This is a genomic window from Actinacidiphila sp. bgisy160, assembly GCF_057707815.1.
Genome location: NZ_JBYIQW010000027.1, coordinates 33,224 through 45,394, shown reverse-complemented (window position 1 = coordinate 45,394; position 12,171 = coordinate 33,224). Strand labels below are relative to the sequence as shown.

Below are 12,171 nucleotides of genomic sequence, written 5' to 3'. Positions count from 1 at the left end.
GGTGCGGCCCGTGACCGGACAGGTGGCCGTCAGCAGCGTGACGACCCATGGGGTCGCGGCCACCCACAGCGGCTCATACCGGAACGGACAGCAGGCAGCTGGGGCGCCACCCGCTCCGGGGGCACCCCAGCACGCCCGCTGACTCACGCGGACAGCAGACGATTGAAGAAGGAGCGGTAGCGCCGGAGCGCGGTACGCAGCTCTTCGGTGTTCACCTCTTCGCCGCGCGTCCACTGGCCTTCGAGGCCCTGCTTGTGCTGAGCGAACGTCGACGCCAACTTCTGCATGACGTCGGCGACCAACTCGTCGGCGGCGTGCACGGCATCGCGCGGATCATCGACGAACTCGCTCTGGATCCGCTGCCAACGGGCGCGGAAGTTCTCCTCGTCCTCCGGACCCAGCAGCTCCGGGACCTCATCCGCGGAGGTGTCCGGGGTCGGAGCGCCGACAGTGTCGTCCGGGGGCGGTTCGCCCCGGGCTCCGGTGCTCTCACCCGGGTACTCCGGTGCCCTGGAGGCCGCGTCCGAGCGCTCCTGCGGGGGGCCGGAGGGGGCGTGGGTCTCGGCGAGGTCTTCGGTGGCCAGCCCGCTTCCGCGGGAGACGCGCTCGCGTTCCATGGTTTCCGCCTTTCAGGCTGTGTTGCGGGAGCCCTGCGTCAGGCCCGGGCGTGGCGCCGCCCACCGCCGTCGGTGAGCAGCTCGTCGAACAGGGCGCGGTAGTGCACCATCGCGCCACGCAGCTGTTCCGTGGTCGCCTCGTGCCGGGTACTGAGGTCGTTGACCTCGTGGGCCGCCCGGTAGTGGTCCAGGGTCCGGCCGTGCTCCACCGACAGGTCCTTGATCCGCTGGTCGAAGTCCTCGGTCGGGTAGCCGCGGTCGCGCATCAGGGAGGCCACGAGGCTGTCGGCGTCGTGGACGGCGTCCTCGGGCCGGTCGACGAACTCCTCCTGGACGCTGGTCCACTCCCGCGCGTAGCGGTCACGGACACCACTGGGCAGCGGCTTGATGTCCAGCGAGTCGTGCCGCTTGGCTCGTGCGGCGAGGTCGCGCTCGGCATCCCTGCGGCTGCCGACGCCTTCCACCGTCCGGTCGTACTCCGGGCCGAAACGGTCCTTGAGACGCCGGTGGCGGACGAAGAGGGTCGATGCGACCGCGACGAGGGCGAGTACCACCACCACGGGGATGATGATCGCCAGAAGTGTCCCTGTTGACATGGGCCGGCTCCCTAGCACTCAGGCGAACCCCCCTCACGCGGACGCCTGCCCTGGGCCCTGTCTTCAAAACGCCGTATTCGCGGTTCGCGGCATTCGCCGCGTGAGGCGTCAGGGGGCTCTCAGATCGTGCCGCGCTCCGCGCGCAGGTGCTCGGCGATCGGGGTGAGCGCGCTGCGCAGGGCTTCCTGGTCCTCGGCGGGGAGCAGGTCGATGAAGTGCTCCCGTACGGCGGCGACGTGGTGCGGGGCGACCTTGCGCATGGTCTCCCAGCCGTGCTCGGTGAGGACGGCGAACAGCCCGCGCCGGTCGGACTCGCAGTTCTCGCGGCGGACCAGGCCCGCGGTCTCCATGCGGCTGATCTGGTGCGACAGCCGGCTCTTGGACTGCAGGGTGGCGCGGGCCAGGTCGCTCATCCGCATGCGGTGCTCGGGCGACTCCGAGAGGTTCACCAGGATCTCGTAGTCGTTGATGGTCAGGTCGAACGGCTCCAGGTCGCGGCCGAGCTGGTTGATCAGCAGGGTGCCGACGTCCAGGTAGGTGCGCCAGGCCCGCTGCTCGTCGTCGGTCAGCCAGTCGTCGTTCTTCCCCTTCGCCATTTTTCCAGCATATCGAGCGCCGCGATGTCGTTTGAAATCTCCATTGCCGCGCCGCGGTAGCGGCCCTTGATGCGGACGGCTCACCGCGGCCGTCGCTGCGGAGGGTGTCCGGATGCCACCGAGCGTGATCACCTCGGCGATGTCCGGGCCTGTGCCGGTACCGGTGACCGCGACAAGCGGCGCGGGCGCATCGACCCCCGCCGTCGGGGAAGCAGAAGTGATGCCTGGCGTACTGGTGGTGCCACGGATGCCGCGGGCTCCGGCCCCTCGCCTCCCACGCGTGGCGTCACCCGGGGTCACCCCTGTGGTCTTGGAAACGGAGTGGCGCGATGCGGACGGTCGGTGTGGAGGAGGAGCTCCTGCTGCTCGACGCGGAGTCCGGGGAGCCGCGGGCGCTGTCGACGGCGGTGCTGGCGGCGGCGCGTCGTGATTCCACCGTGAGCGGTGAGGTGTTCGAGGCACCCTGTTCGAGCTGGTGCGTGACGCCCTGGAGGACAACGGCGACCTGATCCCCGCGCAGGACGCCCTCGCCGCGGTCCTCAAGGCCGGCAACGGCGCCCGCGTCCAGCGCGACCTGCTCCGCCGCACCGGCGACCTCCGCGAGGTCACCGCGGCCTGCGTCCGTATCACGCAAGTGTGACGGCCACGGCGGCTCTCAGGCGCGGTGACCGAGGCGGCCGCGGCGGGTGAGGGCACGTTGTGCCCTGCTCAGCACGCGGCTGGGGGAACGGGAACGGAGCGCGGCATGAGCGGCGTTGGCGCCCGGCGCGCCGTGGACCCCGCCGCCCGGATGGGCCCCGGCGGACGCCAGGAAGAGTCCGGCGATCGGTGTCTCCGGGCGTCCGGTGCCCGGCAGAGGACGGAAGACCAGTTGCTGGTGCATGGCCGCGGTGCCGCCGTTGATGGCACCCCCGTGGAGGTTGGCGTCGTACGCCTCCAGTTGCGGCGGGGCGAGTATCCGGCGGGCGGTGACGAGGGAACGGAAGCCGGGAGCGTACCGCTCGACCTGCGCCTCCACCCGTTCGGCCATCAGCTCCTGGTCCGTCCGGTCCCAGGTCCCGGCGATGCCCGCACCGGCCGCGTCGCCGCGGACGCGGTGGGGGAGGTGGGTGTACGCCCACGCGGACTGCGTTCCGGAAGGAGAGCGCGAACCGTCGGCCGTGGTCATCTGCCCGAACAGGAGGAAGGGCCGTTCGGGCACCTGTCCCATCGCGATCTGCGCGGCGAACTGCGTCAGCGCGTCGACTCCTTCGGCCAGGTGCACCGTGCCGGCCCGCGCGGCCGCGGGCGCCGACCACGGCACCGCGCCCTCCAGGGCCCAGTCCACCTTGAACGTCGCGAAGTCCCACTGGAAGCGGCGCAGGTCCTCCAGAACACGGGGCGGGAGGTCGTCCCGGCTCACCAGCTGCCCGTACAGCGTGGGCACGGACACGTCCGCCAGCACGGCGCGGCGTGCCGCCACCGCGTCCCCGTCGGCTGTGCGGACGCCCACCGCCCGCCCGGAGCGCACGACGACCGAGGTCACCCGTGCCCCGCAGCGCAGCGTCCCACCCCGTCCGAGCAGACGGCCGACGAGGGCGGCGGTGAGCGCTCCGGCGCCGCCGACAGGGACCGGGAACCCATAGGTCTGCCCCAGCATGGCCATGAGCCAGCCGAACCCTCCGCTTCCCGCGGCCTCCGGCGCCAGATCGGCGTGCAGCGCGCTACCCGCCAGCAACAGGCCACCCAGCTCGCCCCGGAACTCCTCCTCGCCCAAGCGGCGCACGGGAAGCACGAGGGTACGCGCCATGCGCAGCCCCCCGCCGGCGCGCAGCCGTGCGGCGAGCCGCAGGCCCGGCCGCACAGGGGGGAAGGGGGTGAACAGCGCGCCGATGACGTCGTCACCGAGGCGCTCCCAGGCCGTGCAGAGCCGGAGCCACGCAGCCCCGTCGCCGCCTGTGTCCGCGTCGAGGACCGCGGCGGTGTCGATGGCGCGCCGGTGCAGCACCGCGCAGCGGCCGTCGAGCAGCGGATGGGCGACGACGGCCGGCGCGTGGCTCCACCGCAGCCCTTCGCGATGCAGTCCGAGCCCGCGGATGACCGGCGAGGCGGCCGCGAGGGGATAGAAGGAGCTGAAGAGGTCGTGCACGAAGTCGGGATGGACGTCCCGCGCGGAGCGGACCCCGCCGCCGGGCTCGTCCTGCGCCTCCAGGACCTCGACACTCCATCCCGCGTCGGCCAGCAGGTTGGCGGCGACCAGGCCGTTCGGGCCCGCGCCGATCACCACCGCGTCCGCCATCGGTGCCTCCCGTCGCCGGCGTCCTTCAGCCGTGTGGTGCCGGGGCCCGCGGTGCGCACGCCGGCGGCCCGCTGTCCCTGCGGTCGCTTTCTCCGTGCGCCTCCACGGCCCTGGCCAGCCGGCCGAGCATGCTGCGGTGCCGCAGCTGGAGGAGTGCGTCCAGCGCCGCGTTGTGTGCCAGTCCGCCGGGGCCGCGCAGCGGATGCTCGTCCACGATGACCAGCGTGTCCTGTCCCCAAGGACGCAGTTCGAAGGCGATCCGCGCGGTGCCCAGGCGTCCGCTGAGGGCTTCCAGCTCCAGTTGCTCCGGAGGCCGGCAGATCCGGACGATCGTCTCGCCCGTAAGCTTCACGGGCCCCAGTCGCACGGTGTACTCGATGCTCGAGCCGACCGCCGGCCAGTCGCCGTCGCTGTGCCGTGACGAGGACGGGCCCACGACCCAGTCGCCGTAGAGAGTGCCGTCCGCCAGGACGGCCCAGACGTCCTCCCGTGTGCCCCGCACCAGCCGGTGCCGTACTGCCATGAGTTCCTCCGGTGACCGCTCGGTGCTTCCCGGCCGCCTGTTCTCCTGCCCTCGGTTACGGTCGTTATAGGTGGTTTGCGAAATTTCTTCATCGGGGCTGGAGGATCCTGGAGGCCAGAGATGACCGGCTCCCACCCTTTGGAGGGACGTACGGCTGTGGTCACCGGCGCCGCCCGGGGCATAGGGAGGGCGGTGGCGCACCTGCTCGTGGCACGCGGCGCCCGTGTCGCACTGCTCGGACTGGAACCGGAGGAACTGGAGTCGGCCGCGGCCACCACCCCCGGTCCGGCGCGGGCCTGGTGCGTCGACGTCACGGACGAAGCCGCATTGCGCCGAACGGCCGACGAAGTGGCGGAGCGGTTCGGCGCGGCCTCCGTGGTCGTGGCGAACGCCGGCATCGCCGCCGGAGGACCGTTCACGGAGTCCTCCATGGCGACCTGGCGCAGGATCGTCGAGGTCAATCTCGTCGGAAGCGCCTTGACCGCCCGTACCTTCCTCCCGCACCTGCTGGCCACCCGCGGCTACTACCTGCAGGTCTCCTCGCTCGCCGCCATGGGTGCCGCCCCGTTGATGTCCGCGTACTGCGCCTCCAAGTCAGGGGTGGAGGCCTTCACGCACTCCCTGCGCGCCGAGGTGGCACATCGCGGCGTCGACGTCGCGGTCGCCTACATGAGCTGGACGGACACCGAGATGATCCGCGACGCCGAGTGCCACCCGACCATGCGCGAACTGCGCGCCCTCATGCCCTGGCCCGCGAGTCGTACCTACACCACCGAGGCGACGGCGCAACGGCTCGTACGCGGCATCGAGCACCGCGCGTCCGCCGTCTATGTACAGCCGTGGCTGCGTGGCGTCCAGGCCGTGCGCACCCTCCTGCCGGGCCTGGTCTCCTGGCGGGCCCGGCACACCATGGGCGCCCTGGAACAGCGCGGCGACATCACCGACACAGGCCTGCTCGGCGCGGGCGGCCGCGCCGACCCGTCCGAGAACCGCCACTCCCGGCCCCGCTGACGTCGCCGTCGAAGAAGCGGTCGGCGCAGGCTCGCCAGTGCCTGGGGAGACAGGTTCTTGATCATGGTGTTGGTCCAGCGCATCTGCCGCAGCGTCCGAGGATGGCACCGCGTCGCGAGGCCGAGCAGCCGCTCGTCCCTCGTGGCCTGTCCCGCCTGGGCCAGCATCTCCCAGTACAGGGAGTTTCCCGACGCGGCGAGGTGGAGCTCGCGAAGATCCCGCAGGAGCAGGAGGGCGGGTTCGGGGTGGCGCCCGACCGCCTCGGCGGCCTTCCTGCTGATCGTCGACAGCAGACCGGTGTGCGGCTCGTCCGGCGGGTCGAGGTCGAGGTCGTAGGTCAGGGCGGCGTCCGCTATCCGCTGGGTGTGCTCCCGGGACCATGCGGCCAGGTCGATGGCGACGTGGTGGACCTCGTGCTCCGTGCGATGGCGGTCGGCCACGGTCACGAGTTGCCTCGCCAGGTGCTGCTCTCCGCCGTGCAGTGCGCGCAGCAGGTCCTGGATGCCGTTCACCGGATTCAGCCCTCCTTCACGTTTCGGGGCCCGCCGGGGTCGGCGACATGGGCGTCGTTCTCCCAGTTGCGGAAGCCGGGCAGGTCGCCGTCGGCGCCGCATTCGCGCGTGTTCTCCGCGGTGGGCTGTCCGTTCATCTGCAGCACCCCGGCCCCGGGCCGGCCGAGCATGCCGCGGATCAGATGCAGGTTGTTGACCTGAACGGCGGCCGCGGTCGCCTGGTGGGACTGGTAGAAGCCCTGCAGCACGGTCGACGTCAGCCGGTCCGCGCTGCCGAGGAGTTCCGCCGCCTCGGCGATGCGCGCCGCCGGTACGGCACAGATCCCGGCGGCCCATTCAGGGGTGCAGTCGCGTACCTGCTCGGTCAGTTCCTCGTAGCCGACCGTGTGGGCCGCGATGTGGTCGTGGTCGACGCGGTCTGTGCGGATGACCTCGTGCAGAAGGGCGTTCACCAGTGCCACGTTCGTGCCGACGCGCGGGGCGAGATGGACGGCGGACCGGCCGGCCGGCGGTGTGGGGCGTGGGTCGACGCAGACCAGGCGGGGCGGGTCGGCGCCGTCGAGACGGTCGAGGACGCGCATCCATTGCACCGGCTGGGTCTCGGCGATGTTGTGCCCGAACAGGGCGATGACGTCCGCGTGGTCGAAGTCGTCGTAGCAACCCGGCTGACCGTCGCAGCCGAACGATTCCGTGAGTGCCTCCCCGGCGGTCGCCGTGCACAGACGGGTGTTGCCGTCCAGGTGGTTGGTGCCGATACCGGCCCGCGTCAGGACGGCGAGCGTGTAGTACTCCTCCAGGAAGAGCTGACCAGGTGTAGAAGCCGATCGAGCCAGGCCCCCGTTCGTCCAGCAGGGTTTGGGACCGGGATACGACGCGCTCCATGGCGGTGTCCCAGTCGCACTCCACCAGTTGACCGTCGCGACGGATCAGCGGCCGGGTCAACCGGTCCGGTGCGTTGTCGGCCTGCCAGCCGAAGAGGTCCTTGGGGCCGAGCCGACCCCGGTTCACGCGATCGACGGCCCGGCCCCGTACGCCCACGATGCGGTCACCGAGGACGGCGATGTCCATGGCGTCGCCGTCCGAGTGCAGGATCGAGGCGGCCTGCACCCACCGCTCCACCTTCTCCGGTTCGATCCCCTCGGCCAGGAACGCGTCCACCCGCGTGGGCCACGGCTCGCTCCGGGCGTAGGGCGTACGACTGCCCCACGGGTGTGCGATCCGGTCCACCGACGGCTCCATGCTTGCCTGCAGGGCTGCGGCTACTCGGCGCCGATCGCCCATCGGGTACCCGGGGCACCGCCGCCTATTCCGGTGCCGTCGCGAGCGCCTCCTCAGGAGCTCCCAGGGTCCGGTCCTGGTGCGGATGGCCCAGCCCGAACCTCGCGGGAGTGCCGGACTCGCCCGGGACGACCCTGGCGGAGGAGCCACGTCGACGACGGCAGCCCGCGCCGCGACACGCTGCTCGCCTCGATCGGCATCGGCGATGTCCGCTACGCCTGAGGCTCGGGCGCGAGCGTGAGCGTCGCCGGTGTCCCCTGGGCCAGCATCTTGGTGTAGGGGCAGAGGGCGTCCGCCTGCCTCAGCAGGGGAGCGGCGGTCGCCGCGTCCGTCCCCGGCCAGGTGACCACCAGGTCCGCCTGCACCAGGTAACCGCCGTCGCGGGGGTCGCGGCCGAAGGCCACGGACGCCTCCACCGCGATCAGCGCGGGGTTCCGCCCGGCCTGGCGGGCGACCAGGCTGAGGGCGCCGTGGAAGCAGGCGGCGAGGCCCGCGGCGAACAGCTGTTCCGGGTTCGTGCCACCGCCGTCACCACCCAGTTCGGCGGGGAGCCGCAGCGTGAGGTCCAGCGTGCCGTCGGCCGAGCGGGCCCGCCCCGAAGCCCGTCCGTGACTCGCCTCGCCGCCGCTGACCGTCACGGTCGTCGCGTAGATGGGCGAGAAGACGGGGCCGTCGAAGTCCTTCGCGGTGGAAAGGCCCGGCCATCTGGTCGGCTCGCTCACCGGAGGACCTCTCGACGGGAGGGATTCCGGCCCGCCGCAAGGCTCCCGGTCCGTGCGGGCCCCCTGCCGTTCATGACGGTGATCTGCATGCTCTGCCCTTCGTCATCCCGGGGAGAGGCCCGGACCTGATCACCGACTCTGACCGGTCAGGTGATCCGTGTGTGACCCGACGGGCGGCGGAATCCCGGTGAACTCGCCCGGCGACTCCGGAGCTTGGCCCCAAAGGGGCATGCCGGGTGCCCGGACCCGGCATATCGGGCGTCACACCCCCGTCGGTCCGCTGGTCTCCATTGGAGTCCCTGCGAGGAGGTTTCATGAACTGGCGATACGACGCGGCGTGCCGCGAGGAGGATCCGGAGCTGTTCTTCCCCATCAGCGGCAGTGGCCCGGGCATGGCGCAGATCGAGCGGGCCAAGGCCGTGTGCCTGCGGTGTCCCGTCACGGCCCAGTGCCTGCGGTGGGCGCTGGCGGCCGGCCGCCTGGACGGGATATGGGGCGGCACCACGGAAGAGGAACGGCGCACGATCCAGCGGCGCGACTACGTCGAGCGCTGGCGGAAGGCGCGGCAGGCGACCACCTGATCCGGATCAGACGAGTTCCAGCCCGCCGTCGACCGTGACGACCTGACCGGTCATGTGCGTCCGCACCGGCTCGGCGACACGCAGGATCCACTCCGCCACGTCCCTGGGTTCGGCGAGGCGGCCCATCGGGATGCGGTCGCGTTCCTGGCCGAGCATCGACTCGATCTCCTCCGGGGAGAGCCCCGCGGCGACCATGACGTCCGTGTCGGTCGGGCCGGGGGCGATCGCGTTCACCCGGACCCCGACCGGCGCGAGCTCCAGGGCCCAGGTGCGCGTCAACTGTTCCAGCGCGCTCTTGGTCGCGGCGTAGTACCCGCCGCCCGGCAGCGGGCGGTGACCGTAGGTGCTGGACACGTTGACGATGGAGCCCGAGGACGCCCGCAGGTGCGGCAGGGCCGCATGGGCGAGCAGGCTCGGCGCGGTCACGTTGAGCGCGAACAGCCGCTCGATCACCGAACGGTCCGTCTCCTCCAAAGGCATGACGCCCGTGGCGCCGGCGTTGTTCACCAGCACGTCGAGGCGTCCCCACCGCTCCACGGCGGCGGTGACGGCGGTGCCGGCGGCGCCGTCCGCGCAGATGTCGAGCGGCAGGACCGCGATCCCGGAGTGCGCCCGGGCGGTCTCCTCCAGCGCGTCCTTGCGCCGCCCCACCCCCAGGACTCGCGCGCCTGACTCCGCCAGGGCGATGGCGGTGGCCCGGCCGATGCCGGAGCCGGCACCCGTGACGATCGCGGCGCGCCCCGAGAAGCGCAGGTCTGCAGAACTGGTCATGACGTTCCCTGGTCCTTGTTCGATGTTCGTTGTACATCGAACAATATAGAGCAGTGGGGCGGGGAGCGTGGTGGCGACCATGGGGATCCATGTCACATATGTCCTGCTCAGTGCATGGGCATCCCGGACGCGGTGTGCCCCCCGGCCCGCTGGCGCCCCGTCCTCGCCCCCTGGCAGGCCACGCGCGGCAGCCCAGGCGCGTCGACCACCGCGAAGGTACGTTGAGCACGTATGGGCATTCACCGGTCATCAGCGTCGGGAGATGGCAAGGCCATGAGAATCGCAGTCATCGGCGGAACCGGGCTCATCGGCTCGCGGGTCGTGAAGGACCTTGAAGCGGCCGGTCACGAAGCCGTGCCGCACTCGCTGTCCACGGGCGTGGACCTCCTGAGCGGAGAGGGTGTCGCGGAGGCCGTCGCGGGTGCCGACGTCGTCGTCAACCTCACGAACTCGCCGACCTTCGACGAGGCCTCGCCCGCCTTCTTCCGGACGTCGATGGACAACCTGGTCGCCGCGAGCGAGAAGGGCGGCGTCGGCCACATGGTCATCCTCTCGATCGTGGGCGCGGACCAGGTACCGGAACTGGACTACTACCGGGCGAAGGTGCTGCAGGAGAACATCCTCAAGGCGAGTTCGATCCCCTACTCCATCGTCCGCGCCACCCAGTTCATGGAGTTCATGGAAGCGACGATGTCCTGGACCACCGACGGCGAGACCGTACGGCTGCCGCGGACCCCGCTCCAGCCGATCGCCGCCGCCGACGTCGCGAGGATGGTCGCCGAGGTCGCCTCCGGCCCCCCGCTCAACGGGACCGTGAACATCGCCGGGCCCGATGTCTTCCCACTCGAGGAGATCGGCCGGATCACCATCGAGGCCAAGGGCGACGGCCGTTCCGTCGTCGTCGACGACACCGCGGGCATGTTCGCCGTCGTCAGGGGCGACGTCCTCACCGGCGGAAGCGACGCCCGCATCGCCCCCACCCACTACAGGGACTGGCTCTCCTGAACTACCGGCGCGTCCCGACCGAGGACGACGCAGTGGATGAAGCCGAGGACCTCCAGGAAGCGCAGGAGGAGTTCCAGGCCGCCCGCGGCTGCCTGTTCGGCATCGCCTACCGGATGCTCGGCAGCGTGAGCGAGGCCGAGGACGTCCTGCAGGACGCCTGGATCCGCCGGCAGACCTACGACCGTTCCAAGGTGGAGAACCCGCGGGCGTTCCTCGCCACGACGGTGACGAGGCTCGCGATCAACGTGCTGAAGTCGGCCAGGGCCCGCCGGGAGACCTACGTCGGGCCCTGGCTGCCGGAGCCGGTGGACACCGGGAGCGACCCCGCGCTGGGCGCCCTGAACGGCGAGGCGCTGGAAGTCGCCGTGCTGATGCTCCTGGAGAAGCTCACGCCCACCGAACGCGCGGCCTACGTACTCCGGGAGGCCTTCGAGTACCCGTACGCGCGGATCGCGGAGGTCGTCGGGCAGTCCAACGCCAACGCGCGCCAACTGGTGAGCAGGGCGCGCAGGCACCTGGCGGCGGAGAAGCGAGCCGGCGTCGTGGCAGCGGACCACCAGCGGTTCCTGACGGCGTTCGTGGCGGCCGCCCAGGCGGGGGACATCGGCGTCCTGGAGAACATGTTCGCCGAGGACGTCGTCTCGTACTCCGACGGCGGAGGCGAGGTGCGGGCGTCGAAGTTCATCGTCGTCGGCCGTCAGCGGGTGGCCAAGTACATCCACGCCTTCGCCGACCGGTTCTGGGTCGCCGCAACGGTGGAGCCGCTGCAGGTGAACGGCCGGCCCGCCATGAAGCTGTCCCGCGACGGCGCCGTCTTCGCCGTCGTCACGGTGAGCGTCACCCCGGAGGGCATCGACCGCGTGATGTGGATGATGAACCCGGCGAAACTCGCGGTCCTGGACGCGTGAGCCCGCCGTCCCCCGGCACCACCGCGGCGCCGGGGGACGGCGCAGGCGTCAGTCGACGAAGTACGAGTCGTGCTTGTCGAGGAACGCGGCGCGCTCCTCCGCCGTGGCGTCGCCCATCTGCGACAGCTTCTCGAAGTACTCCTCACGCGGAGCGCCCGGGGTGAAGAGCAACAGCATCTCGGCCGGCGCGTCGGAGTCGTTGCGGAAGGCGTGCAGCCCGCCCTGCGGGACGTGCAGGAAGTCACCCTCCTGCGCCTCGACCCACTTCTCCCCGTCGTAGAGGCGGACGGTTCCGTTGAGGATGAAGAAGGACTCCGAGATGGTCCGGTGGAAATGCGTCTTGGGACCACCGGCGTTCGCCCTCATCATGACGCGGTAGAGCCCGTACTCGCCCCGCGTCATGTCCGTGGTCGCCAGATAGTGGATGCCGTCTCCGGCCTGGCCGACGTTCGGCGGGGTGCTCGCCGGGCGGAAGTTCGCGTTGACCTCGCCGGTATCCCCGAAGTACACCTGCTTTGGGTACGACATGCCTACCATCCCTTGCTCGGGTCGCTTCGCGTGCGCCGCGGCGCACCGCTCGGGCGTGTAAGCCGGTCCCTGCGGCCGGCCGTCCATGACCACGCCCCTCACGGTGTAGACCGCGTTCCCCGCGCGCGTGTGACAGCCCCGGGTGCCAGGGGACGGCGACGACGCCCACCGCCGCCAGGCCGTTGTCCGCATGCAGGAGATGTCGTAGAGGCAGCGCGGGTCGTGAGGACCTGCCGGGCCCCGGT

At 71.4% G+C, this 12,171-nt stretch carries 14 protein-coding genes and 3 pseudogenes; 7 read left to right on the top strand and 10 right to left on the bottom strand.

Annotated elements, in window-relative coordinates:
• Positions 1-143: 143 nt before the first annotated feature.
• The 3 genes from AC3EUJ_RS21520 to AC3EUJ_RS21510 form a co-directional block, all read right to left on the bottom strand.
• Positions 144-617, bottom strand: coding sequence for a hypothetical protein (locus AC3EUJ_RS21520; RefSeq protein ID WP_431963733.1), 474 nt, complete (start codon positions 615-617; stop codon positions 144-146).
• A gap of 38 nt (positions 618-655) precedes the next feature.
• Positions 656-1,213, bottom strand: coding sequence for a hypothetical protein (locus AC3EUJ_RS21515; protein ID WP_431963732.1), 558 nt, complete (start codon positions 1,211-1,213; stop codon positions 656-658).
• Positions 1,214-1,332: 119 nt separating this feature from the next.
• A complete protein-coding gene (locus AC3EUJ_RS21510) occupies positions 1,333-1,809 on the bottom strand; it encodes a MarR family winged helix-turn-helix transcriptional regulator (RefSeq protein ID WP_431963730.1) in 477 nt (158 codons plus the stop codon).
• Positions 1,810-2,138: 329 nt separating this feature from the next.
• Between AC3EUJ_RS21510 and AC3EUJ_RS21505 the strand changes: the two are divergent.
• Both AC3EUJ_RS21505 and AC3EUJ_RS21500 read left to right on the top strand, forming a co-directional pair.
• Positions 2,139-2,267 (top strand): annotated as a pseudogene (locus AC3EUJ_RS21505) (carboxylate--amine ligase); the annotation flags it as partial.
• Between the two features lie 17 nt (positions 2,268-2,284).
• On the top strand, positions 2,285-2,449 hold the full coding sequence (locus tag AC3EUJ_RS21500) for a hypothetical protein (protein WP_431963728.1): 165 nt from the start codon (positions 2,285-2,287) through the stop codon (positions 2,447-2,449).
• Between the two features lie 15 nt (positions 2,450-2,464).
• On the opposite strand, the gene AC3EUJ_RS21495 is transcribed toward AC3EUJ_RS21500, so the two are convergent.
• Both AC3EUJ_RS21495 and AC3EUJ_RS21490 read right to left on the bottom strand, forming a co-directional pair.
• A complete protein-coding gene (locus tag AC3EUJ_RS21495; protein ID WP_431963726.1) occupies positions 2,465-4,087 on the bottom strand; it encodes a phytoene desaturase family protein in 1,623 nt (540 codons plus the stop codon).
• A gap of 25 nt (positions 4,088-4,112) precedes the next feature.
• Entirely contained in the window at positions 4,113-4,610 is a 498-nt protein-coding gene (locus AC3EUJ_RS21490; RefSeq protein ID WP_431963724.1) for an SRPBCC family protein, read from the bottom strand.
• A 120-nt stretch (positions 4,611-4,730) separates the two neighbouring features.
• Between AC3EUJ_RS21490 and AC3EUJ_RS21485 the strand changes: the two genes are divergently transcribed.
• Entirely contained in the window at positions 4,731-5,621 is an 891-nt protein-coding gene (locus AC3EUJ_RS21485; RefSeq protein WP_431963722.1) for an SDR family oxidoreductase, read from the top strand.
• A gap of 26 nt (positions 5,622-5,647) precedes the next feature.
• Here AC3EUJ_RS21485 and AC3EUJ_RS21480 read toward each other — a convergent pair.
• Both AC3EUJ_RS21480 and AC3EUJ_RS21475 read right to left on the bottom strand, forming a co-directional pair.
• A pseudogene (locus AC3EUJ_RS21480) lies at positions 5,648-6,133 on the bottom strand (hypothetical protein); the annotation flags it as partial.
• 14 nt (positions 6,134-6,147) lie between these two features.
• A pseudogene (locus AC3EUJ_RS21475) lies at positions 6,148-7,240 on the bottom strand (molybdopterin-dependent oxidoreductase); the annotation flags it as partial.
• Between AC3EUJ_RS21475 and AC3EUJ_RS21470 the strand changes: the two are divergent.
• Positions 7,200-7,322, top strand: a complete 123-nt coding sequence (locus AC3EUJ_RS21470) for a hypothetical protein (RefSeq protein ID WP_431963838.1) — start codon at positions 7,200-7,202, stop codon at positions 7,320-7,322. The pseudogene AC3EUJ_RS21475 and the gene AC3EUJ_RS21470 overlap by 41 nt on opposite strands.
• 301 nt (positions 7,323-7,623) lie before the next feature.
• Here AC3EUJ_RS21470 and AC3EUJ_RS21465 read toward each other — a convergent pair whose 3' ends face one another.
• Positions 7,624-8,133, bottom strand: coding sequence for an Ohr family peroxiredoxin (locus tag AC3EUJ_RS21465; RefSeq protein WP_431963720.1), 510 nt, complete (start codon positions 8,131-8,133; stop codon positions 7,624-7,626).
• 314 nt (positions 8,134-8,447) lie between these two features.
• On the opposite strand from AC3EUJ_RS21465, the gene AC3EUJ_RS21460 reads away from it, so the two are divergent.
• The gene (locus AC3EUJ_RS21460) at positions 8,448-8,714 is read left to right on the top strand and encodes a WhiB family transcriptional regulator (RefSeq protein WP_431963718.1); all 267 of its coding nucleotides are present in this window, start codon (positions 8,448-8,450) and stop codon (positions 8,712-8,714) included.
• Between the two features lie 6 nt (positions 8,715-8,720).
• On the opposite strand, the gene AC3EUJ_RS21455 is transcribed toward AC3EUJ_RS21460, so the two are convergent.
• On the bottom strand, positions 8,721-9,485 hold the full coding sequence (locus AC3EUJ_RS21455) for an SDR family NAD(P)-dependent oxidoreductase (RefSeq protein ID WP_431963716.1): 765 nt from the start codon (positions 9,483-9,485) through the stop codon (positions 8,721-8,723).
• A 273-nt stretch (positions 9,486-9,758) separates the two neighbouring features.
• On the opposite strand from AC3EUJ_RS21455, the gene AC3EUJ_RS21450 reads away from it, so the two are divergent.
• Together AC3EUJ_RS21450 and AC3EUJ_RS21445 are read left to right on the top strand one after the other, a co-directional pair.
• Positions 9,759-10,490, top strand: coding sequence for an SDR family oxidoreductase (locus AC3EUJ_RS21450; RefSeq protein WP_431963714.1), 732 nt, complete (start codon positions 9,759-9,761; stop codon positions 10,488-10,490).
• 32 nt (positions 10,491-10,522) lie between these two features.
• Positions 10,523-11,398: an RNA polymerase sigma-70 factor gene (locus tag AC3EUJ_RS21445; RefSeq protein WP_431963712.1), complete on the top strand. Its 876-nt coding sequence runs from the start codon at positions 10,523-10,525 to the stop codon at positions 11,396-11,398.
• A 48-nt stretch (positions 11,399-11,446) separates the two neighbouring features.
• On the opposite strand, the gene AC3EUJ_RS21440 is transcribed toward AC3EUJ_RS21445, so the two are convergent.
• Complete coding sequence (locus AC3EUJ_RS21440) at positions 11,447-11,926, bottom strand: cupin domain-containing protein (RefSeq protein ID WP_431963710.1); 480 nt, start codon at positions 11,924-11,926, stop codon at positions 11,447-11,449.
• Between the last annotated feature and the right edge of the window lie 245 nt (positions 11,927-12,171).